The 18,594-nt window shown below is 67.3% G+C and carries 16 protein-coding genes; 7 read left to right on the forward strand and 9 right to left on the reverse strand.

What is annotated here, in order from left to right; genetic code table 11:
- The first annotated feature begins 10 nt into the window (after nucleotides 1-10).
- The 6 genes from B4E96_RS05955 (at nucleotide 11) to B4E96_RS05980 (ending at nucleotide 6,693) form a co-directional block, all read left to right on the forward strand.
- The gene (locus B4E96_RS05955) at nucleotides 11-1,405 is read left to right on the forward strand and encodes an MFS transporter (protein WP_286956762.1); all 1,395 of its coding nucleotides are present in this window, start codon (nucleotides 11-13) and stop codon (nucleotides 1,403-1,405) included.
- A gap of 127 nt (nucleotides 1,406-1,532) precedes the next feature.
- Nucleotides 1,533-2,726 (forward strand): acyl-CoA dehydrogenase family protein, encoded by a 1,194-nt coding sequence (locus B4E96_RS05960; protein WP_175293716.1) that lies wholly within the window; start codon nucleotides 1,533-1,535, stop codon nucleotides 2,724-2,726.
- A gap of 37 nt (nucleotides 2,727-2,763) precedes the next feature.
- Nucleotides 2,764-3,906: an acyl-CoA dehydrogenase family protein gene (locus B4E96_RS05965; RefSeq protein WP_286956764.1), complete on the forward strand. Its 1,143-nt coding sequence runs from the start codon at nucleotides 2,764-2,766 to the stop codon at nucleotides 3,904-3,906.
- A 192-nt stretch (nucleotides 3,907-4,098) separates the two neighbouring features.
- The gene (locus B4E96_RS05970) at nucleotides 4,099-5,259 is read left to right on the forward strand and encodes an LppM family (lipo)protein (RefSeq protein WP_286956766.1); all 1,161 of its coding nucleotides are present in this window, start codon (nucleotides 4,099-4,101) and stop codon (nucleotides 5,257-5,259) included.
- Nucleotides 5,260-5,338: 79 nt separating this feature from the next.
- A complete protein-coding gene (locus tag B4E96_RS05975; RefSeq protein ID WP_286956768.1) occupies nucleotides 5,339-5,962 on the forward strand; it encodes a hypothetical protein in 624 nt (207 codons plus the stop codon).
- The gene (locus tag B4E96_RS05980; RefSeq protein ID WP_286956769.1) at nucleotides 5,959-6,693 is read left to right on the forward strand and encodes an RES family NAD+ phosphorylase; all 735 of its coding nucleotides are present in this window, start codon (nucleotides 5,959-5,961) and stop codon (nucleotides 6,691-6,693) included. The genes B4E96_RS05975 and B4E96_RS05980 overlap by 4 nt, the downstream gene beginning before the upstream one ends.
- Nucleotides 6,694-6,810: 117 nt before the next feature.
- On the opposite strand, the gene B4E96_RS05985 is transcribed toward B4E96_RS05980, so the two are convergent.
- From B4E96_RS05985 to B4E96_RS06025, 9 genes are all read right to left on the reverse strand, one after another.
- Nucleotides 6,811-8,061 (reverse strand): LppM family (lipo)protein, encoded by a 1,251-nt coding sequence (locus B4E96_RS05985; protein ID WP_286956770.1) that lies wholly within the window; start codon nucleotides 8,059-8,061, stop codon nucleotides 6,811-6,813.
- Nucleotides 8,062-8,186: 125 nt separating this feature from the next.
- Nucleotides 8,187-9,422: an amidohydrolase family protein gene (locus B4E96_RS05990; protein WP_286956771.1), complete on the reverse strand. Its 1,236-nt coding sequence runs from the start codon at nucleotides 9,420-9,422 to the stop codon at nucleotides 8,187-8,189.
- 53 nt (nucleotides 9,423-9,475) lie between these two features.
- Nucleotides 9,476-10,144, reverse strand: coding sequence for a TrmH family RNA methyltransferase (locus B4E96_RS05995; RefSeq protein WP_286956772.1), 669 nt, complete (start codon nucleotides 10,142-10,144; stop codon nucleotides 9,476-9,478).
- Nucleotides 10,141-11,790, reverse strand: coding sequence for an ABC transporter permease (locus B4E96_RS06000; protein ID WP_286956773.1), 1,650 nt, complete (start codon nucleotides 11,788-11,790; stop codon nucleotides 10,141-10,143). Before B4E96_RS06000 ends, B4E96_RS05995 begins: the two co-directional genes overlap by 4 nt.
- Nucleotides 11,791-12,693, reverse strand: coding sequence for an ABC transporter ATP-binding protein (locus tag B4E96_RS06005; RefSeq protein WP_286956774.1), 903 nt, complete (start codon nucleotides 12,691-12,693; stop codon nucleotides 11,791-11,793).
- A 136-nt stretch (nucleotides 12,694-12,829) separates the two neighbouring features.
- Nucleotides 12,830-13,390 (reverse strand): orotate phosphoribosyltransferase, encoded by a 561-nt coding sequence (pyrE, locus tag B4E96_RS06010; RefSeq protein ID WP_170273643.1) that lies wholly within the window; start codon nucleotides 13,388-13,390, stop codon nucleotides 12,830-12,832.
- A gap of 422 nt (nucleotides 13,391-13,812) precedes the next feature.
- Complete coding sequence (locus B4E96_RS06015) at nucleotides 13,813-14,652, reverse strand: SDR family NAD(P)-dependent oxidoreductase (protein ID WP_259800251.1); 840 nt, start codon at nucleotides 14,650-14,652, stop codon at nucleotides 13,813-13,815.
- 69 nt (nucleotides 14,653-14,721) lie between these two features.
- Nucleotides 14,722-16,920 (reverse strand): malate synthase G, encoded by a 2,199-nt coding sequence (locus B4E96_RS06020; RefSeq protein WP_286956777.1) that lies wholly within the window; start codon nucleotides 16,918-16,920, stop codon nucleotides 14,722-14,724.
- 114 nt (nucleotides 16,921-17,034) lie between these two features.
- Nucleotides 17,035-18,432 carry an FAD-binding oxidoreductase gene (locus B4E96_RS06025; RefSeq protein ID WP_286956778.1) on the reverse strand — a complete coding sequence of 466 codons (1,398 nt, stop codon included), beginning with the start codon at nucleotides 18,430-18,432 and terminating at the stop codon, nucleotides 17,035-17,037.
- On the opposite strand from B4E96_RS06025, the gene B4E96_RS06030 reads away from it, so the two are divergent.
- A partial coding sequence (locus B4E96_RS06030) for a hypothetical protein (RefSeq protein WP_286956779.1) occupies nucleotides 18,412-18,594 on the forward strand: 183 nt, incomplete at its 3' end. The genes B4E96_RS06025 and B4E96_RS06030 overlap by 21 nt on opposite strands.

Raw genomic sequence — 18,594 nt, forward strand, 5'->3', positions numbered from 1 at the left:
GAGTCGAACCATGACCTCTTCTCCCCCGCCGTCCGGCGGCCCGGCCCCGGAGCCGGCAACCGTTCCCGAGGCGTCTGCCCGCCCGGTCGCGCGCCCGACTCCGCGCGGGAGCTCGCGTACGGCGATCACCGCGTGGGCGCTGTGGGACTGGGGTTCGGCGGCGTTCAACGCCGTCATCATCACCTTCGTCTTCGCCCCGTATCTGACGAAGGCCGTCGCCTCGACCGAGGAGGCCGGCTCGACGGCGCTCGGCTGGTCGATGGCCGCCGCAGGCCTCATCATCGCCCTCGTTGCCCCAGCCGCCGGCACCCGGGCTGATGCCGGCGGGCGGCACAAGATGTGGCTGGGCGTCCACACGCTCATCGTCGTCGCCAGCATGGCCGGCATGTTCTGGGTCAAGGACACCCCCGACCACCTGGCGCTCGGGCTCATCCTGCTGGCTGCTGGCAGCATCTTCTTCGAGTTCGCTGAGGTCTCCTACAACGGGCTCATGATCCGCATTACGACACCGGCCAACATCGGCAAGGTCTCCGGGTTCGGCTGGGGCATGGGATACGTCGGCGGGCTCGTGCTGCTCGTCATCCTGCTGCTGACCGTCATCCAGCCCGAGGTCGGGATCTTCGGCGCCACCGACGCAGACGGCCTGCGCTACCGGATCGTCGCGGTGATCTCCGCAGTGTGGTTCCTGCTGTTTGCGCTCCCCGTCTTCCTCTTCGCACCCGGTGCCGCCGACACGGCAGCCGTGCGCGAACAGGGCAATCCGGTCGTCGCCTTCGCCCGTGACTACAAGGCACTGGTCATCCGGCTGGTGACGATGTGGCGCGATGAGCGGCGGACGCTGAAGTTCTTCATCGCCTCGGCCGTGTTCCGCGACGGGCTGGCGGCCATCTTCGCCTTCGCAGGCGTCCTGGCAGCTGGCTCCTACGGGTTCTCCCCCGCTGATGTCATCATCCTCGGCGTCGCAGCCAACATCGTCGCCGGCATCGGGTCGGTCCTCGCCGGGTTCCTCGATGACCGGTTCGGGCCCAAGAGCGTCATCATCGGCGGGCTCATCGTCCTCATCGTCGCCGGCACCCCGATCGTCTTCACCGACAGCGTCACAGTCTTCTGGGTCTGCGCAATGGTGCTGAGCTTCTGTGTGGGGCCGGTGCAGGCGGCCAGCCGCTCCTTCCTCGCCCGCATCACCCCGCCGGAGAAGGCCGGAGAGAACTTCGGCCTCTACGCCACCACCGGCCGCGCCGTCAGCTTCTTGGGCCCGGCGATGTTCGCCGTGTCGATCGCGACCTTCGGCTTCCAGCGCGCCGGGGTCATCGGCATCATCGCCGTGCTGGCACTCGGGCTCCTCCTCGTCATCCCCGTTCCCCAGGGCTCCGCCACGGCAGCGATCGCACGCCGGGACACCTGACCACCGCCTCGGGCGCGGCCACCAGCCGAGACCAGCCCTCCTGCCGCCGGCCGATCGAGTTGTGAGACCTCAACCACAGGCTTAGACTGAACGCACGCTCACTTATCGAACGATCGAGGTAGTTCTTATGGATCATCTGCTCAGCCCGGAAGAGCTCGATTTCGCCCATCAGATGCGCGAGTTCTTCCGCACCGAAATCCCCGAGGAAATCCGCTACCGCCAGGCCATCGGCCAGGAGCTTTCCAAAGAGGACATCGTCACCAGCCAGCGCATCCTCAACAAGCACGGCTACGCGGTTCCGAACTGGCCGGTCGAATGGGGCGGCCAGGACTGGACGCCCGTGCAGCGCCACATCTGGCTTGAGGAGATGCAGCTGGCCTCCGTGCCGACTCCGCTGCCGTTCAACACCGCGATGGTCGGCCCGGTGATCGCGACGTTCGGCTCCCAGGAGCTCAAGGAGCGCTTCCTGCCGGCCACGGCCAACATCGACATCTGGTGGTCGCAGGGCTTCTCCGAACCCAACGCCGGCTCCGACCTCGCCTCGGTCAAGACCTCAGCGGTGCGCAAGGGCGATGTCTACATCGTCAACGGCCAGAAGACCTGGACGACGCTCGGCCAGTACGGCGACTGGATCTTCAACCTCGTGCGCACCGACCCGGATGCCAAGAAGCAGGCCGGCATCTCCTTCCTGCTCATCGACATGAAGTCCCCCGGTGTCACCGTCCGTCCGATCGAGCTCATCGACGGCGGCCACGAGGTCAACGAAGTGTTCTTCGACAACGTCGAGGTCCCCGTCGAGAACCTCGTCGGCGAAGAGAACAAGGGCTGGACGTACGCGAAGTTCCTGCTTGGCAACGAGCGCACCGGCATCGCCCGGATCGGCGATTCGAAGGTCGCACTGGCCCGCGTCAAGGCCTACGCCGCGGCCACCAAGACCTCCCGCGGCACGCTGCTCGACGACCCGCTGTTCGCCGCCCGCCTGACGAAGGTCGAAGCCGAACTCACCGCGCTCGAGTTCACCCAGCTGCGGATCCTCTCGACCCAGGTCGCTGGCGATGACAAGCCGGATCCGCGCTCCTCGGTGCTCAAGCTGCGCGGCTCGATGATCCAGCAGGACATCTCCGAGCTCATGATGGACGTGCTCGGCCCGCAGGGCATCGACTTCGTCGATAGCCGCGAGGTGCCCACCGGCTTCACGACCCTGCCCCCGGGTGCTGTCGATGCCGGCCCGCACTACTACAACTACCGCAAGGTCACCATCTACGGCGGCTCCTCGGAAGTCCAGCGCTCGATCATCTCGAAGGCTCTGCTCGGACTCTGATCCGCAGGCTCGACTCTTTCACCACTAGGAGAACTCAATGGATCTCGAACTCACAGACGTCCAGCAGGAGCTTGCCTCGACCGTCGGCCGCCTGCTTTCCACCAAATACGACGCCGCCGCCCGCGACGAGGTGCTCGCCTCCGAAGCCGGCTACAGCGAGAGCATGTGGAACCAGTTCGCTGAGATCGGCCTGCTCGGCCTGCCGATCGACGAAGACTACGACGGCGCCGGCATGGGATTCGCCGAAGTCGCCGTCGTCATGGAGCAGTTTGGCCGCGCACTGACCTTGGAGCCGTACCTGGCGACCGTCGTGCTCGGTGCCGGGCTCATCACCGCCGTCGGCACCGATGAGCAGAAGTCGGAGCTGCTGCCCGGCGTGGCCGCCGGTGAGACGAAGCTGGCGTTCGCCGCCTACGAACCGGCCGGACGCTACGATCTTACGCACCCAGGCACCACCGCCTCGGTCTCGGAGTCCGGCGTGACCCTGACCGGCGAGAAGTCCGGTGTGCTCGGACTCGGGGCCGCTGACCGGCTCATCGTCTCAGCCGCCGTCGACGGCGGGGTTGGCCTGTTCCTCGTCGACCCGGCTGCCGAGGGTGTGACGATCGACGTGCGCACTCAGGCCGATGGCCACAAGGCCGGCTCAGTGCTCTTCGACAGCGCCCCGGCCACCCGCCTGGGCGAAGGCGATGCTTCAGAAGCAATCGCTGCCGTCATCGACACCGCCAACGCCGCCCTGTGCGCCGAGGCCGTCGGCGCGATGGAGGCCTCGCTGAAGATGACCGCGGAGTACCTGCACACCCGCGAGCAGTTCGGCTTCCCGATCGGCCGCAACCAGGTCCTGCAGCACCGGGCAGCCGACCTGTACGCCACGCTCGAGTACGCCAAGAGCATGGCCCTGTACGCCAAGCTCGCCGTCACCGAGAACAACCCGCAGACCCGTCACCGGGACGTCATCGCAGCCAAGCTCGTCATCGACGACGCCTGCCGGCACATCAGCCAGGAGGCGATCCAGATGCACGGCGGCATCGGCATGACGATGGAGTACCCGATCGGCCACTACGCCAAGCGGCTGACGGTCATTCCGCGCACCTTCGACGAAGCCGACGCACTGACCGCCGAGCTTGCCGAGATGGGCGGGCTCATCGAAGCCCGCGCAGCCGACCTGCAGGCCGGCTGAGACCGCGGGCGGCAGACCGAGACTCCCTGCCTGACCCGCGCACTCCCCTGAACCGACCCCGAGGTGGTGAGAACCGCCTCGGGGTCGGTTGCTGTGCGCAGACGATGGGCGCGGTGGCTGCCGGCGGTGAGTTCGGTTAGGTTGAGGAGTGCACTGCGCTGCCGCCAGTGATGACCCGCCGAAGGAACCGCGATGACCCTGCCCCGGATTTCTGCCACCCGCCACCTGGCAGTCGTCGTCCTGCTCGTCCTCACCGTCCTGCTCACCGGCTGCATGAAGATCAACGGCGACCTCGCCATCAGCAGGGACCTGAAGGTCTCCGGCACCGTCGACGCACTCATCGAGCGCACTGCCGTTGAAGACCTCAGCGCATTCGACTCCAGCACCTACGGCTCGGGCACCGGCGACGCTGACACCCTGATCGATGAGTCGATCGAAGAGGCACGGCAGACCCTGCCTGCAGGTGTCACGGTGGAGAAGATCGCCGATGAGCAGTACATCGGGGCGCGCTACACCTACGATGCGGTCGACCCCAGCCATACCGCGGTGGAGGACTTCGGCCTCAGCGAACTGCACCTGAGCGAGCAGGACAACGAAATCACGCTGAGCATGCCCAACTTCCTCCTCATCGATGACGCCGGCCCCAGTTATGGGTCCGCCGGCTGGAGCCATGCTCCCGGCCGGTTCATGTTCGATGAGGCGAAGATGACCTTCACGTTCCCCGGTCGTGTCGTCAGCGCACCCGGCGGTGAGGTCAAGGGGAAGACGGTGACGTTCGACCTGCGGCAGTTCAGCGGCGACACCATCACCGTGACCGCGAAGGCCTCGTCGTTTCCCTGGTGGATCCTCTACATTGTCGGAGGTGTGCTGCTGCTTGCTGTCATCGCTGGGATCAGCATCGCCGTCGTCGTGCGCAATAAGCGCCAGCGGCAGACGATGCCTCCAGGACCCGGTTATGGTGGTCCAGGTTATGGGGCTGCGCCTCCCGGAATACCGGCGCCAGGTGGGCTGGCGTACGGCGGGTCAGGCTATGGCTCTGCGGGACCAGCGCCGGGAGGTCCTGCATATCCGGGGCCGAGCGGTTCTGGCGGTCCGCCGCCGGTTGGACTCGGCCCGGTGCCACCGCAAGTTCAGCAGATGCCGCCGCACCCTCAGCCCGGACCCTATGGTCAGCCTGCTCCGCAGCAGCCCGGCCCACCGCATCCGCAGCCAGATCCCGGTCACCCGGTGCAGCAGGGTACGCCGCACCCGCGACCTGCCCATCCGGGACCGCAGCCGGCTCCCAGGGATGACCACCGCCGTTTCGCTCCACCCGAATCGCGCGAGCACATGGGTCCTCCGGGCGCAAGCTGATCCTTCTTCGCAAATGTAGCGCGTGTAGCACATGGTGCTATTACGCTACATTGCTACAATGTGGTGAAGGAGGGCTACCATGACCGTCGACAATTCAGACCAGCTCCACCTCAACGATGCCAACGGCCATCTCGAAGTCGTGGGAGCCAGCAAGGAAGAATTGGAACATGCCCTCGCCCTGATCCGGGCAGATCGGCACAGGAAGGTAGCGGCGCGTGCTGCCTTCGTCTCACACGTCCGACAGACGATGCTCGACGAGAGCGCGGCGCTCATCTCGCTTGTGTCGCAGAAGCAGATCCAGCGCAGCGCGGGACTCCGACAGCACCTCTTGGAAGAAGAGGGCTTCGAGACCTACGCGTCTCTCGCAACGACACGCAGCTCTCAGGAGAGCTCGGTGCGCACCTGGGTGTCGAGAATGCGGAAGCGCAACGAGCTGTTCACTGTCGAACTCAGTGGGGCCACCATGATTCCCAAGGTGCAGCTCACAAGCTCCGGTAACGCTGACCCTCGCGTCGTCGAACTGATACGCCCCCTCCTCAGGGCCGGCCTTGATGGCTGGTCTCTCTGGGCATGGTTAACACAGCCGAACGGGCTCCTCAGCGGAGAAGTCCCGGCCGAAGTAGTGAAGACCGACGCTGGGCGAGCGGCACGAGCCTCAGATCGCTACGCCGCCGAGATCCGGCGCGCGACGGAAAGCGCATGACCCGCATCTTCCCTCCCCAAGACCTACAATGTCCTGACCCGAAGAGATGCACGGTAGCCGCTGTTGAACTCAGTGGTCTAGCAGAAGCTGGCGACCTGCCTATCGTCACTATCCCGAAAACGCGGCACTGGTATTGGGTCTACGACACGCAGGACGGGTGCAGCCACCCAAACCCTGGTTTCGGAGACACGAGGTTCGCACCATTCGATGCACTCGACACACAGGAGCGTGTTCCGACGCTCTACCTCGCTGAATCACTTTCTGCAGCACTACTCGAAACCAGCTTCCATGACGTTCATACGCAGACACCGCGAGTCGTGTCGGAACTATCGCTGCACGGCAAACTGCACGCTCGGCTCATTCCGCCCTGTGATATGGAGCTGATCGACCTTCGGGACCCACAGCTGAATCGGCTCGGCCTCACCCGACCCCAGCTTGCGAGCAGCTCGCCCGAGCACTACCCGTGCACCCGCAGAGTCGCTCGAGCAGTTCACGCAGGACCGCAGCACCCTGCTGGAATCATCTGGCATTCCCGTCAGGCAGAACTCAGCAATGCGGGTCCTGCTGAGGTGGCCGTTGTCTTCGCCGACCGCGTTTCACATGTGCGTGGTGCGTGGAAACTCGGTCCCTACCGTGACGCCTGTGGTTCGCTTCTCGAAGGAACGGGCCGTCTCATCCTCGATGACGTCGCCGAGTCCCTCAACATCACCGTCTCGCAGATCGATTTCTAACTGTCTGCCGACGGCGCGTTGACAACATCACCAGTACCGACTTCCACGCAGACAAGAGGGGCCCAGACTGACGTCTGGACCCCTCAATGCTCAGCGCATGTCATGCGCGCTCAGCTCTCACTGTCGTGGTGGCTGCGGACCTGAACCATATCCGGGATTGCCGTATCCCGGCTGCCCCGGCTCCTGCTGGGGCGGCTGTCCGTACTGCTGACCGGGCCGCCCCTGTCCCCACTGCGGTTGCGAACCGCCCTGCTGCCCGTAGGACCCTGGTGCCGAACCAGGTGCCTGCGGTGGCTGCACGCGGCCGGGTCCACCGGGCTGCCCCTGCTGAGGCGGCTGACCATACGGGCCAGGCTGGCTCTGTGGCCCAGGCTGTCCGTACTGGCCGGGAGCCGAAGCGCCGGCACCGGGCTGCCCCTGCTGAGGCGGCTGACCGTAGGAACCGGGCTGTCCCGGCTGGGGCGGTTGGCCGTACTGGCCGGGGCCCGATCCGGTGCCTGCCGGAGCTCCGGGCTGACCATACTGGCCAGGCTGGCCGTACTGACCCGGCTGTCCGTACTGGCTCTGATGACCGTACTGACCGGGCACGCCGTAGGAGGCGGCAGCGGCGGGACCGCCCTGGTACTGCTGTTTCTTCTTCTTCCGCGAGAGCAGGACGGCGAGCAGAATGCCGCCGCCGATGAGCAGCAGCAGAAGAATGCCGCCGATGACGAAGAGGATCCACCACGGGAAGGACGAGCTCTTCGCCTTGACGGTGATGGTGTCGCCGTCGAAGCTCTTCAGGTCGTAGGTGACGACATTGTCCTCGACCTGACCACCGGGGGCGTCGATGATCTTGCCGGGGAACGTCAGTTTGACGGTCGCCTCAGTGAACAGACTGGCGGGATCGCCACCAGCGGTCTCGTATTCGCCGACACCGGACCCCAGATCGGAGGAGCGGATGAAGTTCGGCATCGAGAACGAGATCTCGCCGTTCTCCTTGCTGATCGACAGGCCCTCAAGACCGGTCTCGGAACCGTCGGTCAGCGCATTCGGGTCGACCTTGTCGAGAATGAGCTTCATGCCGAGATCGGTGTCCGTAGAGATCTTCTCCACCGCCACCCCTTCAGGTGCCTCAGCCTGTGCTTCCCGGATGGACTCGTCGACATCGCCTTCGTAGTCAGTCGGCGTTCCGTAGCCGCCGTATTGGGAGGACTGGTCTTCGAGCATCTGCCGGTCGAATGTGTACTGCACGGTGCCGCTGAGCTTGAGGTCCTTGTCGATCTCCATGTCGAAGCTGACGGCCATGCATCCGGTGAGGACGAACCCCAGCAGAAGCATCAGGCCCACAGCCAGCGGCTTCGTCACACGGTCTGTCAGCGTCTTCATGGGGCACCTCTCACGCATCGTCACCGCCACAGCTTCGCAGCGCTGGTCTCAACCTATCAGGACACATGCGGGCTCGCCATGCATCGCTGTTCCAGTTTCGACACTCGGCATCGTTGCCGGCGACCTCAGCCGGTGAGCTTCCCGTTGCGGGCGATGAGCCGGCCTGCCTTGAACACGAACCGCTCATCCGGGCAGTCCATGATCGCAGCGGTCACGGTGTCGGCCTTGGCCAGCAGCAGGTCGGCTGGGGCACCGACGGCCAATCCCGCCTCGGCGTCGGAGGTCACGTCACCGGCAGGGGCGTGCGGGACGCCGTCGAGGATGTGGCGGCCGCCGCGGGAGGCGACGTCGAGGCAGTGCTCGATGTCGGCATCGGCGCGGAAGCCGTTGGTGAAGGCCAGCTGCCACACCCGGCGCAGCACATCACCGTCACCGTAGGGGCTCCAATAGTCGCGCTGGCCGTCCTCACCGAGGCCCACCCGTACGCCGGTCTCCGCCAGCAGCTTCAAGGGCAGCACGGTTCCGGCCGGGGCGACGGTGGTGACGGCGATCTGGCTGGCCGCCAGCATCTCAGCCAGCCGGCGCTGTTCGCGTTCGGGGACGCTGCCGAGCACGAAGCAGTGCGAGACCGTCACCTTTCCCTGCATGCCGGCGGCGTCGGTGCGGGCGATGATCTCCTCGAGGGTGAACACGCCGACGGTGCCGCGTTCGTGGAGATGGATGTCGATGCCGATGCCGTACTTCTCGGCCCAGCCGAAGACCATGTCGAGGTGCGTCTTCGGGTCCCGGTCATACGTCGTCGGGTCGAGCCCGCCGATGAGGTCAGCTCCGGCGGCCAGCCCCTGTTCGACGTAGCGCGGGGCGTCGGCATCGCGCAGCAGCCCGGCCTGCGGGAAGGCGACGATCTCCATGTCGACGATCCCGGCCAGGGTCTCCTTGGCGGCGTGGAGGGCTTCGAAGCGCTCGAGCTGGCAGTCGGAGTCGATCTGGGCGTGCGTGCGGATGCGGGTGGCGCCGGAGGCGACGATCCGGCTGGCGGCGTAAACGGCCTGGTCGTAGGCGCTGCGCTCACCGTGGCGCCAGTTGGCGCGGTCGTTCATGATGAGCTCGTGCAGGCTGGATCCGGCGGTGTGCGGCCTAAACGTCTGGCCCAGCCGGTTCGAGTCGAGGTGGGCGTGGACATCCCCCAGGCTCGGCATGACGACGTAACCGGTCGCGTCGATGACGTCCGTGCCGGAGGCGGGGGCCGCCTCGGCGGCGGGAGCGATGGCTGCGATGGTGCCGTCATCGAGGGTGATGTCGACGGGGTCTGCGTCAGGGGCGCGGTTGAACAGGCGGGCGCCGGTGAGGATGGTAGGCATGATCTGAGTCTATGCCCGCTGGCGCATGGCTGGAGGTGTGCGGCAGGTGGGGCTCACCGGACCGACTGGCCGAAGGCGTGCCGGCGGATCCAGGCATGCATGGCGATCGCCGCCGCGGCAGCGGCGTTCATCGACCGGGTCGAACCGTACTGCTCGATCGACAGCACCGCCTCACAGGCGGCGTGGGCGGCGTCGGTGAGGCCGGGGCCCTCCTGGCCGAAGAGGAACACGCACTTCTCCGGCAGCTCGTAGGTCTCCAGGGGCACGGAGTCGGGGAAGTTGTCGACGCCGATGAGCGGGAGGCTCCGCTCGGCACACCAGGCGGCCAGCGCCTCGGCGTCGGGGTGGTGGTGCAGGTGCTGGTAGCGGTCGGTGACCATCGCCCCGCGGCGGTTCCAGCGGCGCCGGCCGACGATGTGGACGGCGGCGGCGTTGAAGGCGTTGGCGGTGCGCACGACCGAGCCGATATTCAGGTCGTGCTGCCAGTTCTCGACGGCGACGTGGAAGCCGTGGCGGGTGCGGTCGAGGTCGGCGACGATCGCCTTGAGCTTCCAATACCGGTACTTGTCGACGACGTTGCGGCGGTCGCCTTCGGCGAGCAGTTCCGGGTCGTAGTGCTCGCCGGTTGGCCACTCACCGGCCCAGGGGCCGACGCCGACGGTGGTGTCGGCATCGACCCCTGGTGCAGGTGCTGGGTGCTCAGCACCCGGTGGCTGGGTCACGGCTTCTTCTTGGAGCCGGACTTCTTGGCGGCAGGCTTCTTCGCCGCAGGCTTCGCCTTCGTGGCGGTCTTCGCAGCCGTCGACCCGCTGGAGGACTCGTCAGCGTCGTCGACGTCGTCAGTCTCGTCCGCCTCGGCGTCGGCATCGTCTGCATCTGCGGAGTCGTCGGCGGCAGCTGACTTCTTCTCCGCCTCGGCACCGGCGCCCTTCTTGCGCGGCTTGACGGTGCGTCCGCCGTGGCCGGCCCCACGCAGCAGGTTCTTCTCATAGGCGCCTGAAGAGAGGCCGAAGGCCATGAGCGCAAGGACGAGCGCGATGCCGGCGGCCAGCAGGCCCTCCCACCACTCGGCCTGACCGGCGAAGTAGCGCATCGGCATGGCGACCGGGGCAGTGAACGGGACGTAGGACATGATGCGCAGGATGTCGGCCTTGAGCGCGAACACCATCGGCACGAAAGCTCCGGCGGCGGCGAGCAGCACGATGATGCCGCAGCCGATCTGGCGGGCGCGGCGCCCGGCCGGGGTGGCTGCCCACAGGAACAGCGACATGTACAGCAGCACAACGATGAGGAAGACCGCGGAGAACCAGCCGATGCCCGGCAGCGCGGCCATCGCCAGGGAGTTGAACGAGGCGATCGACAGGCCGAGCATGAGCACGCCGACGGTGATGACGAGGTAGACGAGTGCGAGCACCGTCAGCCCGTAGACCCGGCCCCAGGCAGCGGCCCTGGGCGGGATGGTGGCAGCGATGACCTCGGCGAGGCGGTTGCGCTTCTCGACCCGGGCGTTGGCGTACAGGGCAGCACCGAGGGTGAGCACGGAGGCGAGCAGCAGCAGGGCCATGCCCCAGACGAACACCGAGCTGGCCGTGGCCGGCACGGGTGGTTCCTCCAGGTAGGTCACCGGCATCTCCGGCTGCAGCTTGTTCATGATCTCCGTCGGCTTGGAGTTCAGCGCGACGAGCTGCTGCTGGCCCATTCCGGAGGGGTCGACGAGGAGGGCGGCATCGGCTTCGCCGTTGCGCACGAGCTCCTGGGCCTCTTCAACGGAGTCGACGTCCTTGATTTTCAAGCCCAGCTGCTGTTCAGCGGCTGCGGCCTGTTCGCCGAGGCCGACGGTGGCCAGGGTGGAGTCGCCGGTGGAGCCTTCCGGGCTCGCGTTCTGCGCGCCGATGATGATCGCGGCGATGACGGCCAGGCCGAGGATCAGGCTGGTGACGTAGAACAGCGGCGAGCGGGACACGGAGACGGTCTCGCGGTTGGACACGAGCCAGGCGGCCTGCCGGCCGGTGAGGTCGCGGAACTCAGACACGAGCCCGGTCTTGGGTTCGCTGCCGGGATCCGGGCGGTCTTCGCGCAGCTCATAGGGCACATCGGCATCGGTGAGCAGATCGTCATCGGCATCGATCGTCTCGACCGGGATCTCGTCCTCGGAATCGACGTCTGTCTCAGCGTCAGCCTCAGCGTCTGCGTCTGCGCCCTCGGCGAGGGCATCGGCTTCGCCGGGTTCGGTGTCCTCATCGAGGATGACGAGGTCGTCATCGGCGCCGGGGGCCGTCGGGTCGGCCGGGTCGACCGGGGCGCTGGCCTCAGCTGGGTCAGTGGGGTCGACCGGGTCGGTGAGGTCCTTCTTGTTCTTGTCGTTCACTCAGATCCTCTCCTTCAGCAGCTCGGCCAGGCTCGCCTTGTGCGCACCATATTCTGTCACGCCGGTCGTCGCAGCCACGGCTGCGAAGGCCGCCTGCGGATCGGATGCGGAGAAGACCACCAGCTCGCGGTCAGCTGCGCCGGTCTCCTCATCGTCGGCGACTTCGATGCCGGGGTGGGCAGCGAGGCTGGTGCGTCCCGCCTCGGCGGCGGCCGCGGTCTCGTAGCGGGCGGCGTACTGGTTCGCGTCCCGGCGCAGCGTGGCCAGCGCGCCCTTGCCGACGACTGTGCCGTGGTCGAGGGCGATGATGTCATCGGCGACCGATTCGGTCAGCTCATAGGAATCGGAGGTGAAGATGACCGGGACTCCGGAGTCGGCGTGGTCGCGCAGCAGGCTGAAGACCTTCTGGGTGCTGGCGGCGTCTAGGCCGTCGAACGGGTCATCGAGCACGACGACGTCCGGGTCGGCGGCGAGCACGGCGGCGATCTCAGCGCGGGCGACCTCGGTGCCGGACAGGTGCGACAGCGGCGCGTAGGCGCGGTCGGATAGGTCGAGGCGAGAGAGCAGGGTGACGGCGTTGCGCTCGGCTGCGCCCATCGTCATGCCGTGCAGGCGGGCGAGGTAGACGATCTGTTCGAGGACCTTCATCCCCGGGTAGCCGCCGCGTTCGGCGGGCAGGTAGCCGAAGTTCTGCCGGTCGCCGAAGCCCAGTTCGTGGCCTTCGAGTTCGACGGTGCCCTCATCGGGGGTGATGAGGCCCATGATGACGCGGACGAGTTCGGTCTTGCCGGAGCCGCGCTGGCCGACGATGCCGGTCAGGCGGCGGGGGCGGGCGGTCAGCGATACGTCCTTCAGCCACGTCTTGCGGCCGGACTTGAGCGTGATGCCGGTGAGTTCGAGCACGGGTGGTCCTTCGATTGACGGGGGTGCGCGCCGCGTGCGGCGCCGGGTCTAGTGTTGCGTGCGGTGTCAGCTGCCGTCCAATCCCAGCGGTGGCGGCACCGGGCCCGAGGTGCCGGTCCGGTTGGGATCGTGACGCTCAGTCGAGACCGAGGTCGCTGGTGCTCAGCGCGATGAGGTACGGCAGGCCTGCGGCCTCGACGCGCTCCTTGGCACCGGTGTTGCGGTCCATCACGACGGCGACGGCGATGACCTCAGCACCGGCTTCGCGGAGTGCTTCGACGGCGGTGAGCACGGAGCCGCCGGTCGTCGAGGTGTCCTCGACGGCGATGACCTTGCGGCCGGCCACATCGGGGCCTTCGACGCGGCGGCCCATGCCGTGTTCCTTGGCGGCCTTGCGCACGACGAAGGTGTCCTTGGGGGTGCCGCGGACGACGGAGCGGTGCATGATCGCGGTGCCGACCGGGTCGGCGCCCATCGTCAGGCCGCCGATCGCCTCGACCTCGTCGAGGTAGCCGGTGGATTCCAGCAGGTCGAGCATGACGTCGCCGATGAGCGGGGCGCTGCGGTGGTCGAGGGTGACCCGGCGCAGGTCGAGGTAGTAGTCGGCCTCCTTGCCGGAGGACAGCGTGACCTTTCCGCGCACGACGGCGAGTTCGTCGATGAGCTGCAGCAGCTGGGATTTCGCAGTTTCTGACATGCGCTCAGTCTACGTGGACGAAGCCGAGTGCCAGCTGAAGAGGTCCTGCCTGGAGAAACACAAAGACCCCGGGGCGCGTCACGCGTCTTCCCGGGGCCTTTGCAGCACTCCCCTCGAGTACCCGGACGCATCCCCATACGTCCGTCATTCGCCCGATCCCCACCGGGTCGAATTATCACCATTTAACCATGGATTAGTTGATTTGTGAACTTGTCCTGCGAAGAAAATCTCACCGGACACACGCGCCACCCGAGTCCGGAAATCGGCCTCTTACCTGCGTTTATATTGCATGCTTGGCTTTGCATATGCGAAGCGGCTGATAGGCGGAAGGGGTTGCTCGTGGCGAGGCGTGCCGCTCGCTGTGCCCGGCTGCCGATTCCCCAAAGGCACCTTGTCTTCACTGCGCGGGCGGCCTCGGGAGTTCAGCGGCGTGGCTGCCGGGTGAAGCGGAAGCCGTTGCTGGCGAACCGGATGAGGGGTCTGGGCAGCACCTGGGCTGCGGCGTAGGCGAGCTTGTACTGCAGGCCGGGCACGGAGACGACCCTGCCTGCGCGGGCATCGCGCAGCCCCTGCCGGGCGACGGTCGAGGCGTCGACCCAGGCTGCGGCCGGCAGATGCGACATGTCGACGTCCATGCGGTCGTGGAACTCGGTGCGCACGAACCCGGGCAGCACCGCGGTGGCGGTCACGCCGGTGCCGGCGAGTGCGGCGGCGAGGCTTTCGGTGAAGATGAGCACATGCGACTTCGCTCCGGCGTAGGTGCCCATCGTCGTGACCGCGGCCATCGAGGCGATGTTGACGATGCCACCGCGGCCGCGGGCGCGCATCGCATGGGCGGCATGCCAGGAGATGTCCTCAACGGCGCGGATGAGCACGGTGTCGAGCTTCGCGAGCTCCGCCGGGTCGGTTCTCAGCAGCGAAGAGCGCAGTCCGTAGCCGGCGCTGTTGACGACGACGTCGACGCGGCGGGAGTCGATGAGGTCGGTGACCTGCCGGATCCCGCCGATCGTCCCGTCGCCCTCAGTCCGGCTGAGATCGCAGCTGAGCACCTCGCAGACGATCCGGTAGCGGTGCATGAGCCTGACGGCTGTGGCGTCGAGGCGCTCGAGGTCGCGGGCGACGAGGATGAGCCGGTAGCCGTCGGCGGCGAGCTCATGGGCGATCGCCAGCCCGATGCCGCTGGTGGCACCCGTGATGAGGGCGACCGGCGCCTCGGGCGCGGGGGCAGCGGGCACGGAACTCAGGCTGGGTGTCGATGCCATGGCCACAGCATAAGCGCACATGGCTGATCCCGCCCTGTCATCTGCAGGGCGGGATCAGACGGCTGCCGCTCAGGCGCGCTGCTCGGCCTTCTTGGCCCGGCGGGCGCGGTGCAGGATCGGCTCGGTGTAGCCGCTGGGCTGGCTGGCGCCGTCGACGATGAGCGAGCGGGCGGCTTCGAAGGCGATGCCGCTGCCCTTGCCGTCGGTGACGAGCGGCTCGTAGTTCGGATCCCCGGCGTTCTGCTCATCGACCACAGCCGCCAGGCGGTGAAGGCTCTCGTCAACCTGGTCGAGGCTGATGATGTCATGGGCGAGCCAGTTGGCCAGCAGCTGGCTGGAGATGCGCAGGGTGGCGCGGTCCTCCATGAGGGCGACGTCGTGGATGTCGGGCACCTTCGAGCAGCCGACACCCTGGTCGACCCAGCGGACCACGTAGCCGAGGATCGACTGGACGTTCTCATCGACCTCGGTCTGGCGCTCCTCGTCGCTCAGCGAGGCCGGGTCGCCCAGCGGCAGTACGAGCAGCGGGTCGAGCGGGGCAGGTTCACGGGTGGCGATCTCGCCCTGGATCTCGAAGGCGTCTGCCTGGTGGTAGTGCAGCGCGTGCAGGGTGGCGGCGGTCGGCGAGGGCACCCAGGCGGCGGTCGCGCCGGCCTTCACGTGGCCGATCTTCTGCTTAAGCATGTCGTGCATGAGGTCGGGCATCGCCCACATGCCCTTGCCGATCTGGGCGTGGCCGCGGAAGCCGGCAGCCAGGCCGATGTCGACGTTGGCGTCCTCGTAGGCCTTGAGGAAGCTCTGGGACTTCATCTCGGCCTTGCGCACGACCGGCCCGGCCTGCTTCGAGGTGTGGATCTCATCGCCGGTGCGGTCGAGGAAGCCGGTGTTGATGAACACGACGCGGTCGGCGGCCTGGGCGATCGCGGCGGCGAGGTTGGCGCTGGTGCGGCGCTCCTCGTCCATGATGCCGATCTTGAGCGTGCGCGCAGGCAGGTCAAGGAGCTGCTCGACGCGGGCGAAGATCTCGACAGCGAAGGCGACCTCGTCGGGTCCGTGCATCTTCGGCTTGACGATGTACATCGAGCCGGCACGGGAGTTGCCGGTGCCCTCGCGGAGGGCGGGTGCGGCGGCGAGCGCGGTCATGATGGCGTCGAGGATGCCCTCGGGGACCTCCTTGCCGTCGGCGCCGAGGACGGCGTCGGTGGTCATGAGGTGGCCGACGTTGCGCACGAACAGCAGGGAGCGGCCGGGCAGGGAGATCTCGTCGCTGCCATTGGGGGCGACATAGGTGCGGTCGGGGTTGAGCGAGCGGGTGAAGGTGCGGCCGTTCTTCGTCACCTCCTCGGACAGGGTGCCGGTGGCCAGGCCGCGCCAGTTGCGGTAGCAGTGCGTCTTGTCCTCGGCATCGACGGCGGCCACGGAGTCTTCGAGGTCGATGATGGTGGTGACGGCGGATTCGACGACGATGTCTTCGATGCCGGCGGCATCGGTCGTGCCGATCGTGCCGGTGGGGTCGAAGACGATGTCGATGTGCAGGCCGTTGTGGCGCAGCAGCACATGCGTCGGCGAGTCCGGGTCACCGGAGAACCCGGCGAACACCTCGGGAGCGGCAAGCGCGGCCTCGGTGCCGCCGCTGAGCGTGACGTGCAGCTGGCCGCCCTCGACCCGGTAGCCGGTGGCATCGGCGTGTGAGCCCTCGGTCAGCGGGGCGGCGGTATCGAGCAGTTCGCGGCCCTTGGCGATGACGGCGGCGCCGCGGGTCGGGTTGTAGCCGCTGCCCGGTGCCAGCTCGCCGCTCTGGTCGATGGCGTCGGTGCCGTAGTAGGCGTCGTAGAGCGAACCCCAGCGGGCGTTCGCGGCGTTGATGGCGAAGCGGGCGTTGGAGACCGGCACGACGAGCTGCGGGCCGGCCTGGTCGGTGATCTCCGGGTCGACGTTCTCGGTGGTGACCGTCACCTCTGCCGGGGCGGGGACGAGGTAGCCGATCTCTTCGAGGAACGCCCGGTACTCCTTAGGATCCGGGGTGCCGGGGTTCGTGCGGTGGTAGTCATCGATCCTGCGCTGCAGCTGTTCGCGGATCTCAAGCAGCTCGCGGTTGCGCGGGGTGAGGTCGGCCAGCAGCTCAGCGACTCCGCTCCAGAACGCGTCGGCGGCGAGTCCGGCTGCCGGCAGCGCCTCGCGTTCGGTGAAGTCAGCCAGCTCAGCGGCGACCTGCAGGCCAGCGCGGGTCACTGTGTTCGATGCGGTCGTCTGATCGTTGTCAGTCATCGTCATTCCTCCATGCCGGGGATGCAGGGGGATGCTGCGAGCGGGCATACCTGCACTATAGATTCCATTACGTGGAATAGTGTATCTATATTGCGGATTTTTGTGAAGCAGCTCTCAGCAGCCCGGCTCCTCGGGCACGAGGATCGATCCGGGGTTGAGGATTCCATCGGGGTCGAGTGCCTTCTTGATGCGGTGGTTGAGCTCGAGGACGTCGGCACCGAGGCAGTCGGCCAGCCACGGGCGCTTGAGCCGGCCGACGCCGTGCTCACCGGTGATGGTGCCGCCGAGGCTGATGGCCAGGTCCATGACCTCGCCGTAGGCGATGTGGGCGCGTTCGTGCTGCGCGGGGTCGGAGCGTTCGAGCACGATGAGCGGGTGGGTGTTGCCGTCGCCGGCGTGGGCCATCGTGGCGATCGTGACGTCATTCTTCTCCGCGATCTCGGCGATGCCCAGGACGAGGTCGCCGAGGCGCGGCAGCGGGACCCCGACGTCTTCGAGCAGCACGGCACCGAGGCGTTCGATGGCGGGGATCGCCATCCGGCGGGCGACGACGAAGGCCTCACCGTCGGCTGGGTCGTCGGTGGCGAAGCATTCGGTGGCCCCGGTTGCGTTGCAGATCTTCTCGATGCGCCGGATCTCGTCGAGGGCTGCGCCGCTGGGCTCATCGGATTGGGCGATGAGCATTGCTGCGGCATCGCGGTCAAGGCCCATCTTGGTGGCGTCTTCGACGGCGTTGATGGTGGTCTGGTCCATGAATTCGAGCATCGACGGGCGCATCTGCCGGGTGATGCCCAGCACCGCATCGGTCGCCGCGTCGAGTGTTGGGAAGGTGGCGACGAGGGTCGTCGGCTGCTTCTGGGCGGGGATGAGGCGCAGCTGGACTTCGGTGAAGATGCCGAGCGCGCCCTCGCTGCCGACGAACAGCTTCGTCAGCGACAGTCCGGCGACGTCCTTGATGCGCGGGCCGCCGAGGGTGACGGCTCGGCCGTCGGCGAGGACGACCGTGACACCGAGGACGTAGTCGGTTGTGACGCCGTACTTCACGCAGCACAGGCCGCCGGCGTTGGTGGCGACGTTGCCTCCGATCGAGCAGATCTCGAAGGATGACGGGTCCGGCGGGTACCACAGTCCGTGTTCGGCTGCGGCGGCTTTGACCTCGGCGTTGAGTGCCCCGGGCCCGGCGGTGACGGTGCGGGTGACGGGGTCGACCTCGATCTTGTTCATCCGGTCGAGGGAGACGACGATGCCCCGCTCGACTGCGGTGCTGCCTCCGGAGAGCCCTGTTCCGGCTCCGCGGGGGACGATCGCGGTGCGGTGTTTCGCCGCGATCGTGACGACCTGCTGGACCTGCTCCGTCGTTGTCGGGCGGACAACGACGAGCGGCATGCCAGCAGCGGGGTCGTTGGCGCGATCCCACCGGTAGGCCTCCATGCTGACCGGGTCGGTGACGAGGATGTCGTCCGGCAGGGCGGCGATGACGTCGTCGAGTGCGTGAGCGTCATTGCGTTCCATCTGCAGACTTTCCTCCCGGCCGGTGTGACGCACGTTACCATTTCGCCGCCCGGACTGATCGACCGGGTCGGCATTTCAGGACGGCACCTGTTTCAGGACGGCACCTGTTCGCGCTGCGGGCGCTCACCTCGGGCCGCTTACGAGGCGTGGGTCCAGGGAGGC

Origin of the sequence: Brevibacterium sp. UBA7493, assembly GCF_002479565.1 — a bacterium.
Taxonomy (GTDB): Bacteria; Actinomycetota; Actinomycetes; order Actinomycetales; family Brevibacteriaceae; genus Brevibacterium; species Brevibacterium luteolum.

Excerpts from the sequence above, each read along its gene's own strand:
- B4E96_RS05955 (WP_286956762.1), top strand. The coding sequence starts at position 11 with ATGACCTCTTCTCCCCCGCCGTCCGGCGGCCCGGCCCCGGAGCCGGCA.
- B4E96_RS05960 (WP_175293716.1), top strand. The coding sequence starts at position 1,533 with ATGGATCATCTGCTCAGCCCGGAAGAGCTCGATTTCGCCCATCAGATG.
- B4E96_RS05965 (WP_286956764.1), top strand. The coding sequence starts at position 2,764 with ATGGATCTCGAACTCACAGACGTCCAGCAGGAGCTTGCCTCGACCGTC.
- B4E96_RS05970 (WP_286956766.1), top strand. The coding sequence starts at position 4,099 with ATGACCCTGCCCCGGATTTCTGCCACCCGCCACCTGGCAGTCGTCGTC.
- B4E96_RS05975 (WP_286956768.1), top strand. The coding sequence starts at position 5,339 with ATGACCGTCGACAATTCAGACCAGCTCCACCTCAACGATGCCAACGGC.
- B4E96_RS05980 (WP_286956769.1), top strand. The coding sequence starts at position 5,959 with ATGACCCGCATCTTCCCTCCCCAAGACCTACAATGTCCTGACCCGAAG.
- B4E96_RS05985 (WP_286956770.1), bottom strand. The coding sequence starts at position 8,061 with ATGAAGACGCTGACAGACCGTGTGACGAAGCCGCTGGCTGTGGGCCTG.
- B4E96_RS05990 (WP_286956771.1), bottom strand. The coding sequence starts at position 9,422 with ATGCCTACCATCCTCACCGGCGCCCGCCTGTTCAACCGCGCCCCTGAC.
- pyrE (WP_170273643.1), bottom strand. The coding sequence starts at position 13,390 with ATGTCAGAAACTGCGAAATCCCAGCTGCTGCAGCTCATCGACGAACTC.
- B4E96_RS06015 (WP_259800251.1), bottom strand. The coding sequence starts at position 14,652 with ATGGCATCGACACCCAGCCTGAGTTCCGTGCCCGCTGCCCCCGCGCCC.
- B4E96_RS06020 (WP_286956777.1), bottom strand. The coding sequence starts at position 16,920 with ATGACTGACAACGATCAGACGACCGCATCGAACACAGTGACCCGCGCT.
- B4E96_RS06025 (WP_286956778.1), bottom strand. The coding sequence starts at position 18,432 with ATGGAACGCAATGACGCTCACGCACTCGACGACGTCATCGCCGCCCTG.